The organism is Halalkaliarchaeum desulfuricum (assembly GCF_002952775.1).
Lineage (GTDB): Archaea > Halobacteriota > Halobacteria > Halobacteriales > Haloferacaceae > Halalkaliarchaeum > Halalkaliarchaeum desulfuricum.
This window is the reverse complement of record NZ_CP025066.1, coordinates 689469-713840: the sequence shown is the minus strand read 5'-3', so window position 1 is coordinate 713840 and position 24372 is coordinate 689469. Positions and strand designations below refer to the sequence as shown.

General features: G+C 54.8%; 22 protein-coding genes. 12 read left to right on the top strand and 10 right to left on the bottom strand.

Going from position 1 to position 24372, the window contains the following annotated elements:
* Positions 1 to 3: 3 nt before the first annotated feature.
* On the top strand, positions 4 to 1470 hold the full coding sequence (gene secY, locus AArcSl_RS03400; protein WP_119815052.1) for a preprotein translocase subunit SecY: 1467 nt from the start codon (positions 4 to 6) through the stop codon (positions 1468 to 1470).
* Between the two features lie 683 nt (positions 1471 to 2153).
* Here the strand turns inward: secY and AArcSl_RS03395 are convergent.
* From AArcSl_RS03395 to AArcSl_RS16990, 7 genes are all read right to left on the bottom strand, one after another.
* Positions 2154 to 2633 carry a Pycsar system effector family protein gene (locus AArcSl_RS03395; RefSeq protein ID WP_119815050.1) on the bottom strand — a complete coding sequence of 160 codons (480 nt, stop codon included), beginning with the start codon at positions 2631 to 2633 and terminating at the stop codon, positions 2154 to 2156.
* Between the two features lie 3 nt (positions 2634 to 2636).
* Positions 2637 to 3389, bottom strand: coding sequence for an adenylate/guanylate cyclase domain-containing protein (locus AArcSl_RS03390; RefSeq protein WP_119815047.1), 753 nt, complete (start codon positions 3387 to 3389; stop codon positions 2637 to 2639).
* Positions 3390 to 3719: 330 nt separating this feature from the next.
* Positions 3720 to 4190, bottom strand: a complete 471-nt coding sequence (locus tag AArcSl_RS03385; RefSeq protein ID WP_133412121.1) for a hypothetical protein — start codon at positions 4188 to 4190, stop codon at positions 3720 to 3722.
* Between the two features lie 89 nt (positions 4191 to 4279).
* Positions 4280 to 4573, bottom strand: coding sequence for a type II toxin-antitoxin system RelE family toxin (locus AArcSl_RS03380; protein WP_119815041.1), 294 nt, complete (start codon positions 4571 to 4573; stop codon positions 4280 to 4282).
* Positions 4563 to 4760, bottom strand: a complete 198-nt coding sequence (locus AArcSl_RS03375; RefSeq protein WP_119815039.1) for a hypothetical protein — start codon at positions 4758 to 4760, stop codon at positions 4563 to 4565. Before AArcSl_RS03375 ends, AArcSl_RS03380 begins: the two co-directional genes overlap by 11 nt.
* Positions 4761 to 5337: 577 nt before the next feature.
* The gene (locus tag AArcSl_RS03370) at positions 5338 to 6003 is read right to left on the bottom strand and encodes a recombinase family protein (protein ID WP_119815036.1); all 666 of its coding nucleotides are present in this window, start codon (positions 6001 to 6003) and stop codon (positions 5338 to 5340) included.
* Complete coding sequence (locus tag AArcSl_RS16990) at positions 5996 to 6172, bottom strand: hypothetical protein (protein ID WP_193588497.1); 177 nt, start codon at positions 6170 to 6172, stop codon at positions 5996 to 5998. Before AArcSl_RS16990 ends, AArcSl_RS03370 begins: the two co-directional genes overlap by 8 nt.
* Positions 6173 to 6599: 427 nt before the next feature.
* Here AArcSl_RS16990 and AArcSl_RS03365 point away from each other — a divergent pair, with 427 nt between their 5' ends.
* The 4 genes from AArcSl_RS03365 (at position 6600) to AArcSl_RS03350 (ending at position 13002) form a co-directional block, all read left to right on the top strand.
* Complete coding sequence (locus tag AArcSl_RS03365; RefSeq protein WP_119815033.1) at positions 6600 to 7280, top strand: hypothetical protein; 681 nt, start codon at positions 6600 to 6602, stop codon at positions 7278 to 7280.
* A 572-nt stretch (positions 7281 to 7852) separates the two neighbouring features.
* Entirely contained in the window at positions 7853 to 8296 is a 444-nt protein-coding gene (locus AArcSl_RS03360) for a hypothetical protein (RefSeq protein WP_119814561.1), read from the top strand.
* A gap of 484 nt (positions 8297 to 8780) precedes the next feature.
* The gene (locus AArcSl_RS03355; RefSeq protein WP_119815030.1) at positions 8781 to 11987 is read left to right on the top strand and encodes a DUF499 domain-containing protein; all 3207 of its coding nucleotides are present in this window, start codon (positions 8781 to 8783) and stop codon (positions 11985 to 11987) included.
* A gap of 70 nt (positions 11988 to 12057) precedes the next feature.
* On the top strand, positions 12058 to 13002 hold the full coding sequence (locus AArcSl_RS03350) for a helix-turn-helix domain-containing protein (protein ID WP_119815027.1): 945 nt from the start codon (positions 12058 to 12060) through the stop codon (positions 13000 to 13002).
* 82 nt (positions 13003 to 13084) lie between these two features.
* Here the strand turns inward: AArcSl_RS03350 and AArcSl_RS03345 are convergent, their stop codons facing one another.
* Entirely contained in the window at positions 13085 to 14692 is a 1608-nt protein-coding gene (locus AArcSl_RS03345) for a hypothetical protein (RefSeq protein WP_133412120.1), read from the bottom strand.
* A gap of 486 nt (positions 14693 to 15178) precedes the next feature.
* On the opposite strand from AArcSl_RS03345, the gene AArcSl_RS03330 reads away from it, so the two are divergent.
* The 4 genes from AArcSl_RS03330 to AArcSl_RS03320 all read left to right on the top strand — a co-directional run bounded on the left by AArcSl_RS03330 (position 15179) and on the right by AArcSl_RS03320 (position 19100).
* On the top strand, positions 15179 to 17860 hold the full coding sequence (locus tag AArcSl_RS03330) for a DUF1156 domain-containing protein (RefSeq protein WP_119815015.1): 2682 nt from the start codon (positions 15179 to 15181) through the stop codon (positions 17858 to 17860).
* A 9-nt stretch (positions 17861 to 17869) separates the two neighbouring features.
* Positions 17870 to 18421: a type II toxin-antitoxin system death-on-curing family toxin gene (locus AArcSl_RS03325; RefSeq protein WP_119815012.1), complete on the top strand. Its 552-nt coding sequence runs from the start codon at positions 17870 to 17872 to the stop codon at positions 18419 to 18421.
* A gap of 2 nt (positions 18422 to 18423) precedes the next feature.
* A complete protein-coding gene (locus AArcSl_RS16985) occupies positions 18424 to 18561 on the top strand; it encodes a hypothetical protein (protein ID WP_193588496.1) in 138 nt (45 codons plus the stop codon).
* A 155-nt stretch (positions 18562 to 18716) separates the two neighbouring features.
* Entirely contained in the window at positions 18717 to 19100 is a 384-nt protein-coding gene (locus tag AArcSl_RS03320) for a hypothetical protein (RefSeq protein WP_119815008.1), read from the top strand.
* 4 nt (positions 19101 to 19104) lie between these two features.
* On the opposite strand, the gene AArcSl_RS03315 is transcribed toward AArcSl_RS03320, so the two are convergent.
* Positions 19105 to 20865: a 5-methylcytosine restriction system specificity protein McrC gene (locus tag AArcSl_RS03315; protein WP_119815005.1), complete on the bottom strand. Its 1761-nt coding sequence runs from the start codon at positions 20863 to 20865 to the stop codon at positions 19105 to 19107.
* Positions 20865 to 22097: an AAA family ATPase gene (locus tag AArcSl_RS03310; RefSeq protein ID WP_119815003.1), complete on the bottom strand. Its 1233-nt coding sequence runs from the start codon at positions 22095 to 22097 to the stop codon at positions 20865 to 20867. The genes AArcSl_RS03315 and AArcSl_RS03310 overlap by 1 nt, the downstream gene beginning before the upstream one ends.
* 462 nt (positions 22098 to 22559) lie before the next feature.
* Here AArcSl_RS03310 and AArcSl_RS03300 point away from each other — a divergent pair, with 462 nt between their 5' ends.
* From AArcSl_RS03300 to AArcSl_RS03290, 3 genes are all read left to right on the top strand, one after another.
* Positions 22560 to 22931 (top strand): DUF7344 domain-containing protein, encoded by a 372-nt coding sequence (locus tag AArcSl_RS03300; protein ID WP_119814997.1) that lies wholly within the window; start codon positions 22560 to 22562, stop codon positions 22929 to 22931.
* Positions 22928 to 23431 (top strand): hypothetical protein, encoded by a 504-nt coding sequence (locus AArcSl_RS03295; protein WP_119814994.1) that lies wholly within the window; start codon positions 22928 to 22930, stop codon positions 23429 to 23431. Before AArcSl_RS03300 ends, AArcSl_RS03295 begins: the two co-directional genes overlap by 4 nt.
* A gap of 127 nt (positions 23432 to 23558) precedes the next feature.
* A complete protein-coding gene (locus tag AArcSl_RS03290) occupies positions 23559 to 24203 on the top strand; it encodes an HNH endonuclease (protein WP_245883343.1) in 645 nt (214 codons plus the stop codon).
* Positions 24204 to 24372 lie beyond the last annotated feature (169 nt).

Genomic DNA, 24372 nt, shown 5'->3' with positions numbered 1-24372 from the left:
CGCATGAGCTGGAAGGAGGCCGCCGAACCAGTCCTGACGCGGATGCCCTCGATCGACCGGCCCGAGGGACACGTCCCGTTCAAGCGGAAGCTGATGTGGACAGCCGTGATCCTCATCGTCTACTTCTTCCTCACCAACATCAACCCGTTCGGGCTCGCTGCGGGTGAGGGGACGGACTTCTTCGGGCAGTTCCGCTCGATCCTGGCGGGCGAACACGGATCGCTGATGCAGGTGGGGATCGGTCCGATCGTCACCGCGTCCATCGTGCTGCAGCTGCTGGGCGGCGCCAACCTGCTCGGACTCGACACGAACGACCCCCGCGACCAGATACTGTACCAGGGGCTCCAGAAGTTGCTCGTCATCGTCGTCACGGCGATGACGGCAGCGCCAATGGTGTTTACCGGCGAGTTCCTTCCGTCGGATCCCGCCGTGGCGCAAGCACTCGGCGTCAGCATCGGTGTCATCGACACGCTGGTGTTCCTGCAAGTGTTCGTGGGCGGCGTCCTCATTTTGTTCATGGACGAGGTCGTGAGCAAGTGGGGCGTCGGCTCCGGCGTCGGGCTGTTCATTATCGCCAGCGTGAGTCAGCAGCTCGTCGGCGGATTCTTCAGCTGGGGAGGACTGGGCGCTACGGGCTTCTTCGCGAGCTGGTATGGAATCATCTTCGGCGAGACGACGCTCGGCTCCCCGTTCACGACGGAGGGGCTGTTTGCCCTGCTGTTCGAACCGGGTGAGATCCTCGCGATATTCACGACGCTATTCATCTTTGGGATCGTCGTGTATGCGGAGTCGGTTCGCGTCGAGATCCCGCTGTCACACGCACGGGTGAAGGGCGCCCGCGGGCGGTTCCCAGTGAAACTAATCTACGCGTCAGTCCTGCCGATGATACTCGTTCGGGCGCTGCAGGCGAACATCCAGTTCTTCGGGCAGATTCTCAACTCCCAGTGGCCGGGAATGCCCGAGTGGCTGGGCGTCTACGGGGATCAGGGGCAGCCGATCTCCGGGTTCTTCTACTACACGAACCCGATCCAGACGCGCGAGGAGTGGATGTGGTTCCTCGGCGAGACTGCCGCGGAGCCGTGGATGATCGCCAGCCGTGTCGCGATCGACCTCACCTTCATGGTGATCGGCGGCGCGATCTTCGCGATCTTCTGGGTCGAGACCACCGGCATGGGGCCGGAGGCGACGGCCAAACAGATTCAAAACTCCGGAATGCAGATCCCCGGCTTCCGTCGGAATCCGCAGGTCGTAGAGAAGGTGATGGAGCGATACATCCCGCAGGTGACGGTCATCGGCGGCGCGCTGGTCGGCTTCCTGGCGGTGATGGCGAACATGCTGGGCACCATCGGGGGTGTCTCCGGAACCGGGCTGCTGCTGGCGGTCTCGATCACGTACAAGCTGTACGAGGAGATCGCCGAAGAGCAGTTGATGGAGATGCATCCGATGATGCGCCAGATGTTCGGCCAATAAATAGAACATTTATAGAACGCAATCCCGCGTTCTGGACGTTCTTACGCCGTTTTTATTGAAGTCGGCTTACCCGTTACGAGACTAGTTCGGCGCTGAGCATCGGCTATCGAGCCTTTCTCACCTTTTTGGCGGTTGGTTCCACCCTTTGCGTGTGTCGTGACCTCTTCGAGATTGAACAGAGTCGCACGTTTTTGTGCTCAGATACAACTCTTCTGAATAGTCTATCTCAGAATAGTCTATTTTGCTCTGTTGAATCCGTGGGATGCGTCGGGATCGGATCACGATACGGTCAGTTCAGTATCGCTGTCGGTAGCATTCTGAAAAGTATTCTCGGTTGAGAGGTAGGAAGGTAGACATCTTTGAGTAGATTGATCAACACAGCCACGGCGAAGAGCAAAATAATTGCTCCTTCTGGTGTCGTGATCCCCGTGCCGTCATTAGAGTCAATAGAGCAGATTCAACAAAGCATATTGATGCTAATTGCGACACACAGCGCACCGAGTCCTCCACACAACACCGTCCATTGTCGGAAGGATTAGCAGTACTCGTCTGTTGGGTCTTGCATACCTGTATAATCATCTCGAAGAGGAAATGCGGTCACACGCACTACACCGGCCACTGGCTGCAATCGTTGACAAATTCGGGTCTGACGGCGAAACTCTACAGGGATACACTCACCCAAGCTAGAACAGGGAAACCATAGATAGTGTAGCGAAAAACACAATCCCTGCTGTCGAAACCAAGGAAACCTTCAAACGCCAATATTTATTCGATGCGACTTCCGCTAACAAGTAATTCTCCTCAATCAACTCTCCTAACATTGCATCCTCGTCCAAACCCTTGATCTCAGACTCGTAATCATCAAGACATTTCGCATTGATGTTCTCCCAAAATAGCAAAGCCCCGCCAGAAGGCTCTGTCTGCGGGTAAATCACCCAGCCTGCGAACACCCCTGCGAGTAAGGTAGCCCCGATCGTCATCGCCGCGAGAATCTTGAACTCGACATCGGCCCCAGCCCAGTTTCCGTCAAGGACGGTAACGAACAGCCCGAGAAATGCTAACTGCCCTGTTAGGAGGACAGACGCTTTCTGATCAGCAAATTTGATGTACTCATTCAGATGAGAGAGTGTTTGCGCCGAAAAGTCAGTGGGCGGTGACGGCATAGGTTACTCTTGCCAAATCCCGGTGAATTTGTAGTACTGGGCGGTGTCGTGCCCTTTCAGCGGACTACCCCAGGTATATCCATTGTGCTCACCAACATGTTTCACGTATTGCCCCCACCCGTTCTCGTCATCTGAATACTCGTAGACGCCATCGTTCACGTAATGCTGGTCTTTTCCTGCCATCGCTTCAAGGTCTGACGCGACATTCGCACCAGTTGAAACTGCTGTTAATCGGTTCATCCGCTGGTTGCCGCTGTGAGCACCGATGCGTGAGATGTAGACTGTGTCGTACGCTGACCCGGTGCTGATCGATATCGTCTCAACGTCGTTGTCCTCCAGTTTCGGATTGACATGGTACTTCAACGCCCATTTGACGGTAGCGATGTACTCTAGTAGTGTTTCGACCGCATCTCCATCATCTTCACCTGCACCGAAATACGCGAGAATGCCGTCTCCTGTGTTCTTCTCAAGCTTTCCATCGAAATCACGGACCAGTTCCATGATCTCGGGGATGAATAAGTTCAGCATAAACAGCGTATCCTCGTCGTCATTTCTACTCATGTAGTTGCTGAAGTCGTTGATATCGACGAAAACAATCCCGAGACGATATTTTTTCGCAGAATGGATTGTGAGATCTCCTAATGAAGGATTAGTTCGGCCCCGGGGAATATCTTCAAGTCGTTCTTCGACGGTCTCTGCTCTCTCCCCAATTCGTTCGATGATTTCCTCTTGGTGAGAGTCCGAGAAATCCGGCATTCTGTTCTCTGATGTTACTTATTGGAGGTTTGTATAGTTACGCGAAGCGTGGTGAAAGTACAGCTGTAGCTCGTCGGGATGGAGGCGTGCGTTTGCCAACATATCCAACGAACTCGCTCACTGACTTGTCGCTTCTCATTATATTCCGTCATGGCTGGCTCTCAGACATTGCCGTACACTACCCCGTATCTCGTACGACTATCGGGACACCTCCTTGAGCTGGTAGAAACATCGCCACTCAATACGCAATTCTCATCAACCGGTTAGTTCAGGTGAGACTATGTCTGAAGGAGGGGATTTCCACAGAGCAGTTTCACCCGTCCAGTGAGTCTACGCGTGATCTGGGACGTGGGGTAGCCGTTCTTGGATAGCAACGACAACCTCAGCACGTTCATCAGTTGGCTCCACTACTACCACTTCGTAAGTGTTCTCGTCGTATTCTAGGAGCCAAAGGAGGTAATGCGTACGGGGGTAACATTTCCGTTCTTCCCCTTCAGAATCACAGAATAGAACATGAAACGGTTTCCCAGTACCGTCGGGATTACGGTCTACGTCGTAATCAATGTCTACACCTACCACTGAATAATCATCCTCGAAAAGGTCCCTGTTTTCTAGGAAGAATTCATAACTCCAGGCATCAATCTCACCGGAGAGTACGAGAAACCAGTCCAACGGTACTCGATGGAAGAATCGTTCGATCCCGAAGCGGGTATGTTCTATTCTGATCGGTTCGGTGTAGTGATGGTCTTTTGTGAGAGGAGCAATGGTGTCTGGAGGGCCCATAACCAACGGGACGTTCACAGTCTAATAAGATTGAGCTTCCTGATTCTATGTACCGCTGACAACCACATTCACCATCCTCTCTCGGTCGCAAATACAAATGTGCGTGTTCAGAAACCGTATCGGTCGTGCGCTTCGTCGATAGTGAGGATATCGACGATCCTCACCTGCTCCTTGTCCTCGCGGATTTTGTAGAAGGCGGTGTGGGTTCGCCCTATATGGAGACGGTACATCTCCTCGCCCTCGACCACAAGCTTCTCACGGTCGCCTGAGCCGGCACCCGGTTTCGGGTACGGCTCTGCCTCCAGTTTCTGAAGGTTCTGCTTGACGATCCGCTGGCTCTTGTCGTCGAGGCTCTGGTAGTATTCCTGCGCTTCCTCGGAAAGAAGGATGCTATAGCTCATCGAGTGGCGTCAACTCTTCCTCGTCGGCTTCTTCCACGCGACGTGCGCGTTCCGCGAGCTGACGCCGGTTCCGCTCCTGAATAAGCTCCTTCAGAAGCTCGTCGTAGGTCTGTCCCGCTTGTTTGAGTTCGTTTAGTTCGCGCCATCGTTCCTCGGTGACTGGAATTCGCTTGTTTGCTTGTGACATGGCGATTGCGTGTTTGTGTTCACGATGTCATCCCCGTTTTAGCAGGCGTGAACCCATTATCCGGTGAACCTGTTATTCGGGGAGAGGGACGAACTCTTTTTCTGACGGTCGGTGCCACCCGGACGCCATTTTTAGAGCTTCGTGTTTAATCCTTACAACCTTTACAATGAAAAGCGTTGCGGGGGGCAGGAACCACTACCCAAGTGCAGAGGTGTTTCTCGTCTTATTTCCGCTGTGCTTCGAGCTCCCGAATCGCTTCTTTAAACCGCTCACCATCTCGGCTGAGATTCGAGAGAGATATCGGAGTCATGGTTGAACAAGACCTCCGGATCGTCAGGGTCTACTGGAGATACCTCGGGTCCTTGCTCCGACGCATCCACGAGTAACTCGACGTACTGAAGGTGGTCGTCGAGTTCATCACCGGAGAAGGGATTCTCCTCTTCTTCTCGGAACTGCCGACGATACTGTCGAAAGCTGGCTCGATGTTAGCCTCAACGAACCAGAGTTTCATCTTCCTCTTTGCTCTCGCTTCGAACGTATTTCCGGTAATCTCCCAGTTCGTCTTTTGTGTCGTCAGTCATGCCGTCTCAACCTCCTGCAGGTAGCGGTCCTTTCTCTGCCATATCCGCCGCGCAGTATCCTTGTTCACACCAGTCTCTTCCGCGATCTTCCGCCACGAGAACCCGTCCTCACGGAGAGAGACGACATCCAGCGCAGTGTCGAAGTCTTCACCCGGGACCCAGTACTCGCCGGCGTCGTCGAACTGGAGGCCGAAGGGTGGACGTCCGTGGTCGAAACCGTTCTCCAGACGTTCCTTCGTGGCCCGTTTCGACCGCTTGATCTCCCTGCGCTTCTCGACGTCGTCGGTGGTTGCCTTGATCGACTGCTGGACGAGCTCCCAGTCGTCGTCGAGGTCAACGGCGCGCCCGAGCTCGTGCGAGTGTAGCTCCACACCGATATTGTCGAGGTCCAGTAGGAGGCGAAGACGTTCCTTCCGGTCCCGAGAGAGACGGGAGAGGTTCGGAACGACCACGGCGGCGACGTCGCCGCTATTGGCGTCCTCCAGCAGCGCCTGGTACTCCGGGCGATCGGAATCGAAGCCGGATGCGCGTCGCCCTTCGTTATACACCTCCACGAGGTTGAGGTCGTTTTCGTCGGCGTACTCCTCTACGTCGTCGCGCTGCCGCTCCAGTGACTTTCCGTCTTGGGAGAGCCGGATATAGCCGACTGCTGTTTCACTCATCTTTGACGATCGTGAGTTCAAACTTGTTTCCGGACTTGACCTCCCAGTCGAGCTTCTTCCCCTCCAGCCCAAACGACTCAGCGAGCGCTTTGGGAACTGTCGTCTTGTACTGTTCAATCTCACGGTCGCCGCTCTGCGACGTCGTCTTTGTGACGGTTGTTTCGGGCACGGGCTGTTATCACTTCGTGTAGCCATACACTTAGTTATAATCTGATGTGTATCAGAAACCCACCTTTCTGAGACAGTACAGTGAGGTCCAAACCTGCCACCATGTTCGGCATAAATGTGTTAGAAACCAAGTGTAGCATCAACTCTGAACTTGGAAGTTGATCATCTCCCATGCAAACCACAAATGCAGGAGAGCTTCCTGAAGCCGTGAAAGTTAGACCCGAATTGTTAGAATCACAAGATACATCAAATACTCGAAAATCAGCGATCTACGTCTTATTCTTTTCTAAAACATTTAATTTAACCAAAAAGCATATAAATAGCAGAATATTAAAAGTAGTTACAAAAGGAAGTCGCACTGGCAAAGACCATCTCTACTTACGGCCGGCAGAATCGACAAAACACCACCCAAATCGAACAAGAGCAAGATGACACAAAACCTTGACACAGATGACGACGTTACCGACTCACAACCAAACACAAAAGGAATCCCAGAAGCCATCTACATAGTCCCCGACAAAGTAATTGACGCGTATCAGCAGAATCAAACGAATACAAACTCAAATAAGCGAATCGTGATCTGGCCTGACGGAACCACAGAAATCACGTCCAAAGGTCGGTACAGCACGGAGTCCGAGATTGGGCAAATTAAACCAAAATTCGTTATTGCTGATCCGGACACAGATCCTCATGCTGTCCATCCCACCGATGAAGACTTTGGAGTATTTCTTGAAACATGGCAAGACGAAATAGAGTTTTACGACGAAGTTTGTCTGCCCAAATCAAGCATCTTGGACGGCATCGAGGTCGTCACAACGGAACACCCTGAGATCCCACCAGAGACGATTGCAGAAATTGACGATAAGTCCCGTACCCACCTCAAAGAGATGCTCGAAAGAGAGGCGGTGCGGCACGTCTACGAGAATGATGACGTCATTGTCCTCGCGGACGCGGTCCAAAATCCAGAGGTGCCAGTTATCGCCCGAAACCATGGAGTAACTCCCAGCGTGCTTGGTGAATTGATGTGGAAACGACTTCCTAGTAATGTGGAAACAGGAATTGGAACGGAGTTTGAGTACTCTTCGCCGATCGTAATCCCTAAAGAGTAACGAAGAACCTTTTCGACCCGTGATTTCCCAGTTATGAACAAGAATTTGAATCGAGAAAAATCAAGAGTGTCATAAACACTGAGTACCGTCCCAAGTCTGCTCTTGCTAGTGTGCTCTACTTCTGATTGAGAGCTGTAATGAGTTTGGGCCAACTTCCAACTAGTAACTCCACGCTTGGGACAGTACTGAGTGTAGCCTCAAGTCTGAAGTTGTAATCCCACTCACGTATGATAGATAGTACCAACTCTTGATAGAAACTGGCTATAAGATGTAGAGGATTGGTGTTACAGACGAAGTTTCTCATTGCAGTATCCTGTCAGAAACAGCTTGATGTGTACAAGGGGCATACGCATCACCCTGGGAGTCCGTAACACGTGTAATGAACTTCGTTTGTGTTAGGATAAGAACTGACTGAAATCAAATAAATCTTATCAGGAGTCAATCAGAAATTCGGTACAAGATACACAACGTGTATCTCGTAGGTTGTTTCGGTCTGAGCGAAAAGAGTTCATTTCTCAAACACGTATTTGTCCTACCACAATCCTATTATTCCGCTACTCGTATCTGCAAGTATGGCACTTTCACACTCGATAACGGATATCGAGCGAGGGGATCTCGTCTCGCATGTCCTCGTCCTTGCTGGGTTTGGACTGATCGGTATAGGAGCAGTCCTTCCGTGGATCGACAAAGAACTCCCGTTGAAGGTGTATGTGTTAGGCGAGCAAATGGGAGTTGAGCGAATCTGGGTTCGACGATTACTCGTCGTAGCAGGTGTCGGTGCGCTTGTCGAAGTTGGTCGTTTCCGGAGTTCGGAGTGGCGATCCGTCTTCGATCTCGTTTTGGTTGGGATTGGCGGACTCGTAGCGGTGATTACGATAACCCAAAGTCCACTTATTGGCAAATGGTTGCCGGGACATGGTGTCTATCTCACTCTCTTTGGGAGCGTCCTTGTCACGTTCGGAGCCAGCATCTCACTCATCACTACGCAACTTGACAGCCCCTCGGAAGCGCTTTGATCTGTTGGAGGCAGTGTCATATCACGAATTTCGAACGAGCAGTCCGTACCGTCCACAGTAAAGCTAGTTCAGTACATCTGGAGCTAAATGAACGCGATTGCCATGCTGAATTGATCCTCTGTATGTTGCACAGTGCCGAGAACATCATGTGATACTGGTAAGACCCTCACTGACCAGTTTACATCTCCATTTGCCGTCCGTTCCAGTGTTTTCTGAGTAAACGGAACAATTGCTCATTGATGTGTGTACCGTCTGTACACATCATATAAGATAGAATATATTTAAAACATAATCATTCCAGTGCAACATTCGTGCCCTCCACCTTGCACGACTTTAGAAACATAAATTTAATCTGTTAGTTTTATCATGGACGATGTACTCGCCAGGATACGATTGAAGCTACACTTGGTGACATCCATCTATCCCTCGGAGACTGCACCATAGTGTTTATTTGCTCAGTGGCAGCCTGTATACGTATCAACAGATGTCGGAAGCAGGTTCACTGTCCAAGACTCTCGACGACACAGTCACTCTCAGCCGTGAGCTTCGAGAGGACGGACAGATCGACGGCCAAGTGAAACTCTACAACGTGGACGACGAGAACGAGTTCGAGTCCGACGCCGAACTCTTCTTCGATCGCACGTTGATGACCCAGGGGCTCCGGGAGGCACTCTCCATCCTTCGGGATTCCCTCACCGGGGACGACCCGCGTGGGACGCACATCCTCTATGGCCCGTACGGCAGCGGGAAGTCACACCAGATGGTGGCGATGTATCACTGTTTCGCCGACCCGGCCGCGGCGGGTGCGTGGGCCGGCGAGGAGATCGAAGGGTTCGAGGACGCGCTGCCCGACTCGGCGACCCCGATCACAGTCGCCATGCAGAACGAGCAGTACGAGTACCTCTGGGAGCCGTTCTTCGAGGCACTGGACTACGATCCGGGCACCTACGAGTCGGGGGGGTATCCCGATATGCAGACCATTCAGGACGCAGTCGGGGACGAGACGGTGGCGTTCCTCGTTGACGAACTCGAAGACTGGTTCGACACGCTGCAGGGGGACCGCAAGAGCGCGAACAAGGCGTTCCTCCAGTCGCTTCTCGAATCCACCGCGCTTTCCGACCTGGAACTCTACACTATCGTCTCCGTCCTGCGCGAGGATTCCGAGGTCCACGACATCCTGAACCGGGAACAAGCGGTCGAGGTCAACATGAACAACCAGGTGGACAAGCGGCAAGTCCTCCTTCACCGGCTGATCGACAACGTTGATGAGGCAGCCGCCCGCGAGATCGTCAACGGGTACTTCGACACGTATGACCAGTCGGATCACGTGAGCATCCCCGATGAACTTCTGTCGGAGATGCACGATCACTACCCTTTCCACCCTGTGCTGCTCGACGCGCTGGAGTCGCGGTACTACGCCGACGAGGGGAACCAGAACACCCGGGGGATGATATACCTCTTCTCGAAGGTTCTCCTGGAGATGCGTGACCGGACGGACTTGATCACGCACGGGGACATCGATGCGATCGAGTTCGAGGACGAACTCGCCAAGATCAACTACGAGCGACTGAACGCCGCGACGGGCGACATTGAGAACCGCGTCGATACTGACGACGTCCCTCATGGTCGCCGTATCCTGAACACGATCCTCCTGTACTCGCTCAAACCGAGTGAGGGCGAGGGCGCGGAGATCTCGGAGATCGTGATGGGGGCGTACGAGACCGGAGACCTGGTCTCCGACGTCGTGCTTAACCTAGAGCGATTGCACGGTGTCGCGTGGCACCTCCACAAGCTAAACGGAAAATACGCCATCCGCGACCGGCAGAACCCGAACGCGCTCATCCGGAACGCAGCGACCGACGTCTCCGAGCGGTCCGCCAAAGCCGAGATTGCCGACTTCGTCACAGCCATCTTCGGGTCGAACGCGCACCCGGTCGGGTTCCGGACCGACGACATCCGCGACGTGCCGGACGACCGCGACGTCAAGATCGTCGTGAAGGACGACCAGTGGACGCAGGACGAGGTGAAACGCGTCATCAGGAACGACGGGCGCGGACGCGAGTGGCGCAATACGCTCGTGTTCGTTCAGCCGTCCGGCGACAAGGCGATTGAGTCCGGGACACGGTACATCGACAAGGCGCGGTACATTGAGGGGGCCCGGCAGGTACTCGCTGACGAGTCGCTCGACGAGGACATCCGGGAGTCCATCCGCGGGATGAAAGAACAGGAGGAGAACGAACTCCGCGAGGAACTACAGCTCCTGTACGGGGAGGTCCTGGACGGCGACAACCTGCTCACCGACTGGGACGACATGACCCCGATGGATCTCGACGTGTACGTCATCGACGGGCCGGAGCTCGACGCGGACAACATCGCGGACTCCGCGTCCGCCGACCCGCTCGACCTCCAGTCGCATGTCTGGCCCGTCGCCGACGACCTGCTGGACCGACGGGGAGAAATCTCCATCGAGGACATTTACGAGCAGTTCCTCCGCGATCCGGAACTCCCGATCCCCGGCAGTGCGAACGACGTGCTGAACGCGACCGTGAAGGCGCTCGCCGACAAGCCGGTGCTCGCCCGGGACACCGGCGGCTTCCGCGACGATCTCTCCGGAAGTTCGCTCGATACGGTGCTGGTTCGGAAGGACGACGTGGAGCTGTGGGGCGTGGACGACGTCGAACAGGAACTCCGGCGGCGGTTCGGAAGCGGGACGACCGCGATCGACATCGGGGACTTCGAGTTGGAGCTGGTCGAAGACGGCGAGGTCTGGATCGACGGCGACAGCCACGACGTCGTGATGCGCGCGATCGGGCGGTTGAACCGCGAGGATCAGTACGTGATCGTGAAGGGCAACGAGATCCTCGACAAACCGCAGTCGGACGCGACGCTCCGGGACGTCGGGAGCGCGAGGACGGTCGGCGCGTCGTATCTCGCGGCCCGGATCGAGGAAGCGATCGACGAGGATGGATACGCCAACCTCGACACGATCATCGGGGAGGTGCGCGCCGACGAGTCGGTGTTCCTCCCGCCGGACGAGACGGAGACGGCGGCCCGCGGGGCGGTGAACGACTTCCTCGTGGACGACTACGTGCTGGAGGCCGGTGGCCGGTACCTGGAATCGCTCGGCGACCGCGATCCGACGACGGTGAAGATCGTGCCGACCGTGCCGGACCGCATCGGGGAACAGATCCTCGACTACCTGGACGACCTCGACGCGGGCGACCAGTTCACCGTGAGCAAGGTTGCGGACCGGTTCGACGACACCGTCACCGAGGACATGGTGCAGACATTCCTCTTGGGGAACCTCGGCCGCGAGGAGGACCCGGTGTACGTCGTCGGGCCGACCGGGTCGGAGAAGGCGTCCGACTGGGTGCCAGGCTACCCGTTCCGAATTCCGGACGTCGGATCGGAGACGTGGCGCTTCGAGTACAACGGCGACGACGTCGCCGCGATGCGGAAGAAGTGGCGACGCGACCACCAGACTGGCACTGTCGAGTACGGCGACGTCACGTTCATGCTCCCCGACAGAGAGGGGGTTCCCGGGGCGTTGCAGGGTACCGCCGACATCGAGCGGACGCAGGTCAGTTTGACGTTGCGATCTGAGCAGGATTACACGAAGGTGCAGGACCTGTTCGAGCGGATGCCCGACGAGGCGTCGAGTCTAAAGGTCGAGATCAGCTTCCAGAAGTAGATAAAATATATTATGATTTGTCTCATAATCGCCTAAGTTCTTATATAGTGTTGGGCGAATATGAGACAACATGATTGATGAGAAAGAGTTTAGGGTCCTTTCTGCTCTAGAATCTCCAAAAGATAGACAGGAGCTATCCGAGGAGTTAGAGTACCAAGAAGCGACTATCTCTGACGCGTTTGGAGGCCTAGAACGACGGAATCTGATCACCAGGGAACGTGTTGGAACTCGTTCCGTCGCCAAGCCAAGCGATGCACGGTGTGTGGAGGTGTTTCAGTCCCTTACGAAGGCGAATCCCCACGTCGATTTCGCCGATCTACTCACGCCTTCGATGCTGAACATGTTGTACTACCTTGGCAGTGACGACCCGTGGACGGCGACTGAGCTTGCAGAACGAACCGGACACAATCGCTCGACGATCTATCGAAACCTTCGGACGCTAACGAATCGAGCAATGGTGACGAAGGAACACAGTCAGTATAGACTCAGAGCGGAGTTCGACGAGCTCCACGTCTTCGCGTACGAGCTCCGACATCACGTTCACCGCGTCACAATCAAGCGTGATGTCGAAGGCGGAACGATCGTCTGGGAATCCCACGACGAGTTTCTCGTTCGAACTGACGGTGACGTAGAAGATCCGAATTATCATCGGACAGGTCTCGATGCGTTTGCCGAGTACGGACTCCAGTTCTTCACGACGTCCGAGCAGTACTACTTCTATTCGGAAGACCGCGAATCACTTACTCCGGCGGACCTCGTCTGTCATCTCCTTCTGATAGAGAACGACTCACGACACCGGAAGTACGCACTCTTGCTCGTTGCTGAGACGGGACTGACAGAAGAGGATCTCGAAGAGACTGCAAGGAATTACGGAATCGAGGATATCGTGATGTCGCTCGTAGAGTTTTTGCGTACCGATGGCGAGATCACAGCAGAACAAACGCCGCAGTGGGAAGAGTTCGAGGCGCTTGCTTCCGAGTACGAGGTTGATAGAAATCATCGAAGTAGTCCATAGCTTTACAGCAGATCTGTTCAGAAGTTGCCAAAACCGGTGTGTAAGATGGAGGGCGCGTATGTTGCATGAGCTATAGTCCAAATCACACCATTTCGTGGACTGGAGTAGCAAGATCCAATTCGCCGTGGAGCAACTGCACAAGCTCCATATCTGTGTAAAACTCCACACCCTCTTTCACACTGTAAGAGGGACAGAGATTGGAAACCACCATCATCCGAGCTTCATACTCTTTCCAAGTTGGTGGGTATCTTTCCGATATCGAACTTTCACCGTCCGGATCAATCCAGGTAAATCTATCCTCGACATCTGATTCATTCCATTGCTGGACCTTCTCAGGGAACGGTAATCCGGTAGGTGAGCCCTCATATGCATCTGCCTCAACGTTGAAGACTTTGTGATCGAATTTTTCATTCAAATTTTGAATTCCCTCCAAAGCATTCATCTGGATTACTGGCTGCAGGTATTTGCATTCTATAAACCAGAGTTCATCTTCATCACTATCCACGGCTATGACATCTATTTCAGATGATTCAACACCGGGTAATTCTGCGCTGTAGTATGAATCGAATCCTTGACTGGAAAGATATCTGTACACGTTCTTTTCGAACTCCTCACCCCTCTCGACAGCTATATCATTCAGAATTTCATTTCCAGAGGGTTTGTCACCGTTCTGCAGCAGCGGGAATATTTGGAAACGGAGAATTTTGGCATAGAAACGCGGATAAACGATCCTCGTTACTTCCCGCGTTATAGGTGGACGTCCCGAAACCTCACGTACAACTTCTTCAAGGTCCAATTTGAACAAAAACGGATGGGCGTCCAAGTTATTTTTCGAGATAACCAGTGACTGTTTGACGTCGCCCCAGTTCTCCGGGAATACCTCTTGACCGATTTCATCCAATTCTTCTTCGGCAGTAACGGCTAAAGTTGAATCTTGTAGAACAACATTTCCTTCATCGTCAACAAACCGTTGATCCAAACCCTCCAGAAGCTCGTCTATCTTATGGACGGAGACATTGTCTGGGGGAAAGGTCGTATATGTATCCCCAACGATTTCATCGGCGGATGCGATGAACAGCATCGGAAGGATGAATTCATAGGATGTTTCGGCGAATTCTCTCAGTGATTCATCCTCGCTAAATCCTGGCCAGTCAAAGTTTCTGAGTTCGGTGCTTGCTTCATCGAAGTACTCAACGTATTCCTCTTTTCCGCCCATCAAGCTTCTAAGATTTCGAAAGTAACATTGACGATATTCTGTATCACGAAGGTCGTATTCACTGAAGACAAAATCATCATTGACAGGAGGTACCGGGTAATTAAGACAGAGTCTGAAATCTTCCTCGATTTGATTAAGTGCATTGACTACTTCTGCCTGGGATTGTACCAGAAGTTCGATATCTTGGTCAAGGGAGTCATGGTCTCTGTCTAGGTATTCGTCTCCGAATTCGTCGCTGTCCACAGGCAAGATAATCTTAATCAGGTAGTTCAAATAGGAGAAAAGGCTGTGATCAATCCTCCTGTTTTCATAGAGCCCTGTGGCGGTAATGTTGAGACGTTCGATTAGGTATAACAGTAAGTGGTCTTTGCTGTATTCCTGTATGAGTTGAACCAGATTTTCGTCTTTAAGACGATCTCTGTCTCTCTCAATTTTTTCATGGATTATCTCAGGGTCTTCGATATCAAGGTCCAAGCAATAGGGACAACGAAGATCGTTGTATTCATTGCAGACTATGAGCGGATTCCCACAATCGGCACACGGCATTTAGTCGTTCTTGATGGTTAATGTGGGTGAGTTGGGATAGGATTTTGCCTTATGGTGTAACTGAAATGTGAAAGTATTAGATGGTGGGCGTGAGTCCCATTCTTTGGTGGAACGACGCCGGATGAAAATTTGGTCTACCAGCTGAATTGAAGCTCTACATCTTGCACGGTGATTTCAACACCTCCACTAGCTGTCATACTGAAACCTATGAGAATCTCTGCTAATCCCTATGAACTACGAGTCGTGAATCGATTTGGATCCGCTCGACAGACTCCGTATGGACCACCCAGCCACGTTGTTATTGGAGTAATTTCCATGTTCGAAGTTTCGGCTCTGTCGCGGCCGACACGTACATAGCGTCCGGAGAACCCACACTTATGAGGGTCCTGCGTAATTCCTTCCACATACTGAATCATGTCTGAGCAATCCGGATCCTCGCAGGAGCGCCACGAGCGTACGGAACTCCCCATCGAACGGGGGTTCCCGATCGAGCGCGTGAACGAGATCGCCGAGAAAGAGGGGCGGGCGAAGATGTACTACCGTCCGATCTACACGATGCACAAGTGGTGGGCGCGCCGCCTGGGCTGTGTCTTCCGCGCGATCTGTCTGTACACACTCCTCGACGATCCCGAGAAGGTCTCCGTCTACGAGCCGGGTCACGAGGGTGGCACGCTCGCGGCGTACGGCGACGACGATGGCGAGTCCGACCTCGACGTCGCGTCGCTGCTCGAACGCGTGGACATGACGGACCCGGAGAGCCTCTGGGAACTCTACCCGAAAGACGTCCGCGTCGAGGACAAGAAAATCCTCGACCCGTTCATGGGTGGCGGGACGTCACTCGTCGAGGCGTCTCGGTTCGGCGCGGAGGTCGTCGGCAACGACTTGAACCCCGTCGCGTGGTTCGTCACGAAGAAGGAACTCGAAGCGGGCCAGACTGACGTCGAAGAGCTTGAGGAGGCTTTCGAGCAGGTGAAGGAGGACGTCGCCGACGAGATTACGCAGTACTACAAGACGCCCTGTCCGAACGGCGACCACGACGCGGACGTGATGTACAACTTCTGGGTGAAGGAGTTGGACTGTGTCTCCTGTGGCAGCACGGTTCCGCTTTTTAAGGACTATCGAGTGGCAAAGGGGCGCTACGAGAACGACGATAAGTATAACGTCCTCTGTCCTGATTGTGGTGCAGTCACCCTGGTAGATGACTGGCAATCTGATAGCGTTTGCAATGACTGTGGCCACGGATTTGTACCCAAGGAAGGGAATGCATCACAGGGGAATTACAACTGCCCCGCCTGTGGACAAAAATACAGAATAACGGATGCGATCCAAGAACAGAATGGTTATTCAACCCGTCTTTATGCCGTTGAGTACTATTGTTCAGAGTGTGATAGTAATGGGCGAGACAGGAGTGAATTCAAGGGCTATAAACAAAGTACAACAACGGACAAAGAGTTATTTGAAAAGGCGAAAAACAAATGGGAATCGAACGATTACCTCCATAAATTCACACCGAATATAGAAATACGAGACGGATATAAAACCGCCTCACCAAAGTTCGAAGCAACGGCTCGTGGAGAAGGGAATTTGGAAATACATGATATCGAATATTGGACAGATATGTATAATGAAAGACAATTACTTTCTTTATCCAAGTTACTTCGATCTATCTCTGAGGTCGAAGATCAGAATCTACAGGAATATCTCTTGCTGGCATTCAGCGGCACTTTGAGAACAAATTCGATGATGGTCGGTTACGATTACTCCTACAATAAGATTATAAACATATTCAAATCTAACTCGTTTGATCCCCCTCAACAACCTACTGAAGGTAATGTGTGGGGTACAGAATATGGTAGAGGTACGTTTGAGTCCATTTGGGATATGGTGAAATCTGGAGTAGAATATGCTCGATCTCCTACTGAGCGGTATGTCTCGGATGGCGAATCTATAGAATCAGAGCCTTTCAACCAACCTATCGGGGCAAATGCAACAGTTCGCCAAGGAGATATGCGACAGATTGATGCCGAAAATGAATATGATGCGGTAATCACAGATCCACCGTATTATCACAATGTCTTATATTCTGAACTATCTGATTTCTTTTATGTATGGCTGAGGACCATCTTGAAATCTGATTACGACTGTTTCGAATCAGAGGCAGCCCCGAGGGCGGAAAGCATAGTTTCTAATCCGGCAGAGGGAAAGGGGCCGGAAGAATTTGAATCAGAGCTTCGTGAAGCATTCAGTACCATTGACCAGGCACTCAAAGACGATGGTGTTCTAACGTTTACTTACCACCATAGTGACTCAGAATCATGGGGAGAATTGCTTGAATCACTATGTGACGTTGGGTTCGAAGTTACAGCAACATACCCAATTACTGCGGACATAAACAAATTCATTACTGGTGAAGCAGTCTCCTTCGACATCGTCGTCGTCGCCCGTCCGATCGACGATACCGAACCTACCTCGTGGAAGTCGCTTCGCCGCAACATCTACCGCACGGCCCGCCAGACTCGCAAGCAGCTCGAAGAGAACCGCGATCTCTCTCGGGGCGACATCGGCGTGATGGAGATGGGCGCGTGTTTCCGTGAGTACTCCAAGCACCACGGCAAGGTCCAGCGCGACGGCGAGATCATGTCCGCCAAGGAGGTCGTCCAGGAGATCTACGGCATCATTCAGGAGGCCAGCGATATCGGCGTCGAGGACGTATTCATCGACCTGCTCGACACCCCGAACGTCTCCTACGACGACGTCAACAAGCTCTGCCGCGGGACGAACGCCACGCCGGAGGACCTCAAGGAGATGCGCCTGTACAACCAGGACGACGGCTTCGAGCTCGGCACCTGGGACAACGAGAAGCGGCAGGCGTACATCCAGGAGCGGGTCAACGGCGACGGCGGCGAACACCTCTCGAACCTCGACAAGCTCCAGTTCCTCCGGTACCGCTACGAGAAGGGCCAGTCCGTCCAGAACTACGTGGACAAGTGGGGCGTCGATGACGACCTCCGCGAGTTAGCGGGCCGGCTCGCGGACGTGACCAGCGACGACACCTACACGCGGGTGCTTGGCGATCGGGATATCACGAGTTACTGAGGTCGAACGATGGGAGAGGATCCGGAACCGACGCGGTACCTGTCCGCTGCCGACATCCTGACGATCCATGAGCTGATCGTCGAGTCGAACGAGGACACCGAACCGGGCGTCTCCTCCCGGGGCGACGTCGAGTATGCCGTGGAAGCGGTTCGTGAGGGGCATTTCGGACAGGCACCCGAGACGATCCACGAGACGGCGTATCAACTCCTCCGGCTCATCGCCTCGAATCACCCGTTCGTTGATGGGAACAAACGGACAGCGCTGATGTCAGTTCGGATCTTCTACGCGTTGAACGGACTGGAGTTCGACTACGACCGGCGAATCAAGGAGATCCTAAAGGAGTTGGCCACCGACGAAGCTGCTGTCGAAGCTGAGACCGCGACCGCGTACTTACGGGATCACACCGAGCCGCTCTCGCCCGAGTACCGGGCCACCGTCGAACTCTGGCTTTCCCGGATCGGTGCAGAGGGAAGTCGTCCGACTGACCTCGATATCGAGGGTATCGACGAGGCGGAAAGTGAGCAGAACGGTTATGACGACGGTTCACGTAGGGACGAATGAGAATGGCAACGGAAGGTGAACGACCGCCGATCCCCGAGGAGATGTCCGCCGAGGAGGCACGCCGATACCTGATTCGTTTCCTCGGTCGGCAGGACCTCGACGAACACGAGGAGATCTACGAGGAACTCGCTCGGGAGTGAACCGACGTGAAACAGCCACGCTCGGAACTCCGCGCCGACGCCGACGAGCGCACCGATCCCTCTAACTTCGACGAGTTGACACCTCCGCGAGACTTGTTCCGCAAGGACTGAGGTACCGCACCCCTTTTTGTCCCTTCGGTGACGTTCTGTACGTAATGGCAGCTCCCGGACGAATCCCCGGTCAATACAACGTCGTCGTGAAAGACGCGTACGACACCTTCGATCATCAGATCCCGGTAGCGGAGTTCGTCGAGCGACTCCGAAACGACGAGGTACCCGATGAAGTGGCGGTCGTCGGTCTCGAAGAGGCCTTCGTGGACGGAGATCTGGCCGAAGAGTTGGCGTCGGAGATGGATCGTCGCGCGAACGACCTGGAATACCAGAGTCCGACCGTCCAATTCGTCGTCGATGGGTCCTTCCACCGTCGGGGAAAGACGTACGACCTCCGGTACGACGACGAACTGTACTCCCTGCAGGACGTCTTCGGCCCACAGATCGAACGAAGAGAGGAGGGCGAGTGGTTGACTGCTCCATTCTAATTGGCTACAGAAGCTTCAGCGGACCTTCCTTCTCAACCTCGCCGGTGCCGTTCTGCAGGAAGTACAGGTCGATCCACTCATTCCCGCCTTCGCGGTGAAACACCGGGATACACGTCGTCGTGTGCTCGTATCGCCGCTCGCAACGGGCCTCAATCTGATCGCGCGTCCAGTCGCCGTCCTGTTCGAGGTCGTATCGGTTCCGGACGTTGTAGGAGTGCTCGTCGGCGGCCGCCTTGACCACGCGGAGCGAGAAGTCACGGACGTCCTTGAATGTGAACGGACCACTCATTTCCTTGGCCCGACTCAGGTCCCCCTCGTCCACGCCGTCGAGACACAGGTCGTTCTCGGCGACGGCGCGGAACGCTTCGAGCTCCGGGTGGTCCTCGACGAGAACGTCGTGGAGGTACTCGTGAATGACCTCATCGTAGACGTCCAGCGCGAACTCGCCCTCCGGGGAGACGATTCGTAGCTCCGCACCGGTCTGCGTGACCCGACGCCGTCTCGGTTCGAGGAGGGGACACAGGAACGCAAGCCGGTCAGAGTCCAAGAGGTACGCGTAGCTGAACAGCCGCGAGCGGGACGGTGACTCCTTCACCGGATCGTGTCCCTCAGCGTAGTACTTCGAGTCGAGTACTGCGATCGTCTCGTCGCCCTCCTGAAGCGCGTGATCGGGTTCGTGCCGGATCTGGCTCTCGCCCTCGAACGGATTCACTGACGGCGATCTGACGGGGGTCACGGCTTCGAGATCTCCGAGGTGGTCGTACGACTTCACGTAAGCGAGCTCTCGCTCGATCACGACCTGGGAATACTGCTCGAACAGCGACTCCATGTTCAGCACGTAATCGACGACCAGTTCGCGGGGGCCGTCCCGGAGCTGCTGACCGAGCGAGGACGACAGCACCGCTTTCGACACGTCGAACGCCGTCCGGTAGTAACGTCGCTGCTTCGGCAGGTCTTCCAGCGAGATACGGCGGTACTCGTCGATGCGGTCCAGCCCGCTATCAACGCCCATCCGTTCGAGGCGTTCGACCTCTCGGTGGACTTCGGAGAATAGCCGGACGTACCCGGGGTGATCGCGGTCGGCAGCGTTCTCCCGGAAGAGTCGCAGGAGCGTCTTCCCGGCGTAATGGAGCAGCGAGTTCGCCGCGTTGTCGTACTCTATTTCGTTCCGGATCCAGTGGGGTTCGATCGTCCCGCGGGCGTGGTTGAGCAGCGTCTGTTCGACGTCGATCTCCCCGCGGCCGTCCAGGCTGTCAACTCGTCGGAGGATCAGGTCGCGGATGTACCCGTTGCGCTGGATGGTTTCGAGGCCGTCGAGATAGTTGATCGCCAGCACGACGAACACGTCGTCGAGGTGGATGTCGTCGGAGAGGAAGTCCTGTAACGGAATACCGTGGTACTCCAACGAGCGATTCTGGTCGTACACGGCCAGGAGCATGTCGAAGATATGCTCCCACTCGATCTTGGGATCGACTTGGACCTTCGACGAGGGCGTCAGGCTCACCACGCCGATGATGTCAGTGGCGGAGACGTGGAGCACGTTGCCGTCGTCCCCCTCGACGGTGACTGTGATGACCTCGTACTCCTGATCGGAGTCGAGCGCCTCCTGGCTCTTCGTGAACACGCCTGGACTCTCGCGTGTGAACGACGCGCGACGAAGCTGGTCGGTGATGGACGACGGACACCCCTCTATGCGGATTTCGCCTCGCTCTGGGACGTTGAAGGTGTCTTGCCCGTACTCGTAGACTTCGTCAACGGCGCTCATTACTCGTAGGAACCCATCTGTCTCCGTTCCTGTTCGAGTTCGCGTTCGGCCAACTTCGCCGCCGGCGTGAGGTCGAATTCCTCGAATTCGTCGTTCAGCGTGCGGTAGTGCTCGGCGATCCGTTCGACCTGCGGGAACGCGGCCGAGTTCAGGAGACGCGGAACGATGTAGGTACGGAACGCCTGACCGACCGCGTCGGTCTGATCGTATTCGTATTCGCCCCCTTCGCGGCAGCCGACGCCGAGGAAGACTGCTACGTCCCGGTAGTGCATCGGACCGAACCGCATGATCGTGCCCTGCGCAGTAGCTTCGTGACCGTGGTTGATTCCCTCGTAGTCCCGCTCGAAGAGCCGCAGTATTTCGGCGTCCGCCAGATCCGTCGCTTCCGAAATGTGCGTATTGATCCAGTCCTTGAACAGTTGCCGACGCTTGTCCTCCTCATACTCGTCCAGTTCGATCATGGCGAACCGACGGGTGATCGCGTTGTCGAGTTCGTTCACCGTTCGGTCCGACATGTTCATCGTACAGATGATGTTCACACGCTCGTCAAGCTCGATGGTCTCGCCTTCATCGGTCTCGAAGATCGTCTGGTGGGGGTTCTCAATCGCGGTGTAGAGCGGACCGAAGATTTTCGAGATGTCCGCCCGAGTGATTTCGTCGAGAATGACGCCATATTCGACGTCGAATCGACGGGCACGTCGAACGCCTTCCGAGACGCATCCGAGTTTGGTTCGATAGCTGAGGGACTCTCCGGTGTAGTCCGGGCTGATTCCACCGATGATGTCCGACGGGGTCCAGGAGGGCGTCGCGGTGTGGAGTGAATAGCCGATTCCCGTTTCTCGGGCCAACTGCTTCGCAAACGTCGTCTTCCCGGTGCCTGTCGGGCCGTAGAGCACGACGGGTTTCCCTGCTTCGAGCGCGACCTTGGCGTTCCGAACGACGTCTTCAGGAACCAAGATATCCTCGGGCGTCTCGTCGCCACGGAGACTTACGAGGCGCTTCAGTCGATCTGAAGCGAGACGGGACTCCAGGACTGCCTTCCGAACCTTTCCGAGGCCGCGTTTTCCGTCGTGGGCGATATCCAGTTCTTGCTCTGCAATGAGGTACTGGAGGACTTCTTCAGTTGCGGCGTTCTCGATCGCTTCCACGACATCGTCCTCAACACGTCGAAGGATGTTGATCTCGTCCTCGGCGTCTTCCAGCGTGTACGTATCGTCCGACGAGTTTCCCATTTCCAGAAAGGTACAGCCCAGTACTTATAAAATCCATCTCACTCTGGTGAGTTCAAGCAGCGGTGTTCGATTAATATACAAATAGTTTTTATAATGAATCTACTACCTAGAAACGGCTGAAAACGCCCCCGGTGCGGGAACACCGGGAACATCGCTGCCAAGGATGACAGCAAATGACACTAATCGTGTCGAGAGTCATAACTCTGTCTCTCGGGACGCCGAGAGCGCGGAGATCGTCTCCGAACACGATGCACGATCCAGGCGAATCGTCGAAGAAGCACGTGCTATTGGCGGTACGACTACCCGGAGGGATCTCGTTGCGAGGACTGATCTCTCCGCCACTGAGGTGAACGATCGACTTCAGAAACTCGCGGATGGCGGCTACGTCGATCTGATCGGGGAACCGGACCACGAACTAATCGTGCTCACCTGCCGTGGGGAGCATCTCGCCGGAGGGCTTCGATGACTGTCCTCGATCAGGCTCACGGCATCCCGATCGATCCCGACGACGCGTTCCACGTGATGTCGAACAGTCGGCGGCGGCAAGTTCTCTTGTCGCTTTCGCAGTCTGAAGAGCCACAAACTGCCTCCGAACTGGCCCGTGAAATCGCTGCGATTGAGAATCTCGTCGCTCCCAGCGAAGTGACGGGCGAACAGCGAACGACCGTCTACGTCGCGTTGATCCAGTCTCACCTAGAGATGATGGACGACCTCGGGGTCGTAGACTACGACGAAAGAGGAAAGCGGGTTGAAGCTACCGAGGCAACGAAGCCAGTCGCCAACCACATCCGAGAGATAACGAGTGCGTGTTACGATCCGGAGGGATCCGAATGACGCGTGTGACCGAGGAGGATCTGGACGACGAAATGGTCGTTCGGAAACTGACGTACCAGGTCGATCGAACCCTCCAGTTGTTGGAGTGTCTCGCTGTGGACGAGGGCGAAAGCGAGCCATTCGTCAGCGTGGTCGAGTCCTACTCGCGTCAGAAGGTTGAGGTCGCCGCGGAACAGGCACTCACCGGTTGGTCGCTTCCGAAAGATACGAGCTGTTGCAACTGTGGTCGAAACCTCGTCCCGTACAAATCTGTCACCGTCCGCGCTCGGAGACCGTTAGGCCTACTCACGTGGTTCATGGATGCTTGGGTCTGCGAAGACTGTGACGTTGCTCTTGATCCTGATCCGGACAGTATGGACGTCATCGCATCCGCGTGGATCACTCGGTGGGACGCTCCGGACGAGAGTCGAACGATGGTGTTGAGCGATATCGCTGTTGAAGAAGCAAGCGGGACCCAGTATCGGAGCGACATCGATATGGAGGTGGCGGATGGCTCGTAACCAGGGATACAGCACGTTCCCGGCGGGCGTTAGGGAGGAAATCCTGCAGCGAGATGGGTATCAATGCCAGGTCTGTGGTCGGCGCGGGCCGGAACGAGGCGGAAACATCGACTTGGAAGCACACCATATGCAGGAAGATCCGGAGTTAGTGGACCGCGATCATCCTGACAACGGGACGACGATGTGTATCCCGTGTCATCATCTGGTCACCCACCGAATGACCGCCGACGATCTCCCATTCGATCTCGACGGCGTCGCTGCCGAAGTCAACCTGCTGTACAAGGACATCGAGATCCTGACCTACCTCTACGAAAACGGTCCAGCGACAACGAGTGAGATTCGGGCGGTCACGAGTGGCTCCGCTCGGACGTCGATCATCGAGCGCCTCTGGTCGTTGATGTCGGTCGATCAGGAAGTGGACTCGTTGGACCAGCCGCTAATCGACAAAGATCTGGATACCGACGAATGGGGGTATCCGGACGATATCGGACGAACGGTCCGCGGTCGAATCCCGGAGACCGAAGAGGAGATGATGGACCGGCTCCGGGACGAACTCCTTCGTCGTCTTCTCGACGCTGGTGTTCCTCGCTCGACTATCGCGTTGTTCTTCGGTCGGTCTCGTCGCGCAACGTTCTACATCAGCAAGCGAGCGGGCGCGATACGTGTCCCCTTTGACGACGATGAGCATTCCGAGGCATTGATGGACGGGGATGACTTCGGCGAAGTCGTCGATGGGCTGGCAAAGCTGTTCGAGGAGGTGTCCTCCCGATGACCGACAACGGTTCAGGGGAGCACGCTGTAGGTCCGGAAACGACGGTTCGTCGTCGCAGATCAATGGATAGTAGAGAGGTACACAAGAGAAGAGTTCCCGAGCAGCTGACGCTACACGTGGGTGACGAGGAGCGACTCTTCAACAGGGCCAGACGCTGTTCGAACCCGAC

Excerpts from the sequence above, each read along its gene's own strand:
- AArcSl_RS03395 (WP_119815050.1), bottom strand. The coding sequence starts at position 2,633 with ATGCCGTCACCGCCCACTGACTTTTCGGCGCAAACACTCTCTCATCTG.
- AArcSl_RS03330 (WP_119815015.1), top strand. The coding sequence starts at position 15,179 with ATGTCTGAGCAATCCGGATCCTCGCAGGAGCGCCACGAGCGTACGGAA.
- AArcSl_RS03360 (WP_119814561.1), top strand. The coding sequence starts at position 7,853 with ATGGCACTTTCACACTCGATAACGGATATCGAGCGAGGGGATCTCGTC.
- AArcSl_RS03310 (WP_119815003.1), bottom strand. The coding sequence starts at position 22,097 with ATGGGAAACTCGTCGGACGATACGTACACGCTGGAAGACGCCGAGGAC.
- AArcSl_RS03390 (WP_119815047.1), bottom strand. The coding sequence starts at position 3,389 with ATGCCGGATTTCTCGGACTCTCACCAAGAGGAAATCATCGAACGAATT.
- AArcSl_RS03355 (WP_119815030.1), top strand. The coding sequence starts at position 8,781 with ATGTCGGAAGCAGGTTCACTGTCCAAGACTCTCGACGACACAGTCACT.
- secY (WP_119815052.1), top strand. The coding sequence starts at position 4 with ATGAGCTGGAAGGAGGCCGCCGAACCAGTCCTGACGCGGATGCCCTCG.
- AArcSl_RS03290 (WP_245883343.1), top strand. The coding sequence starts at position 23,559 with ATGCAGGAAGATCCGGAGTTAGTGGACCGCGATCATCCTGACAACGGG.
- AArcSl_RS03365 (WP_119815033.1), top strand. The coding sequence starts at position 6,600 with ATGACACAAAACCTTGACACAGATGACGACGTTACCGACTCACAACCA.
- AArcSl_RS03325 (WP_119815012.1), top strand. The coding sequence starts at position 17,870 with ATGGGAGAGGATCCGGAACCGACGCGGTACCTGTCCGCTGCCGACATC.
- AArcSl_RS16985 (WP_193588496.1), top strand. The coding sequence starts at position 18,424 with ATGGCAACGGAAGGTGAACGACCGCCGATCCCCGAGGAGATGTCCGCC.
- AArcSl_RS03350 (WP_119815027.1), top strand. The coding sequence starts at position 12,058 with ATGATTGATGAGAAAGAGTTTAGGGTCCTTTCTGCTCTAGAATCTCCA.
- AArcSl_RS03375 (WP_119815039.1), bottom strand. The coding sequence starts at position 4,760 with ATGTCACAAGCAAACAAGCGAATTCCAGTCACCGAGGAACGATGGCGC.
- AArcSl_RS03300 (WP_119814997.1), top strand. The coding sequence starts at position 22,560 with ATGACTGTCCTCGATCAGGCTCACGGCATCCCGATCGATCCCGACGAC.
- AArcSl_RS03295 (WP_119814994.1), top strand. The coding sequence starts at position 22,928 with ATGACGCGTGTGACCGAGGAGGATCTGGACGACGAAATGGTCGTTCGG.
- AArcSl_RS03315 (WP_119815005.1), bottom strand. The coding sequence starts at position 20,865 with ATGAGCGCCGTTGACGAAGTCTACGAGTACGGGCAAGACACCTTCAAC.
- AArcSl_RS03320 (WP_119815008.1), top strand. The coding sequence starts at position 18,717 with ATGGCAGCTCCCGGACGAATCCCCGGTCAATACAACGTCGTCGTGAAA.
- AArcSl_RS03380 (WP_119815041.1), bottom strand. The coding sequence starts at position 4,573 with ATGAGCTATAGCATCCTTCTTTCCGAGGAAGCGCAGGAATACTACCAG.
- AArcSl_RS03370 (WP_119815036.1), bottom strand. The coding sequence starts at position 6,003 with ATGAGTGAAACAGCAGTCGGCTATATCCGGCTCTCCCAAGACGGAAAG.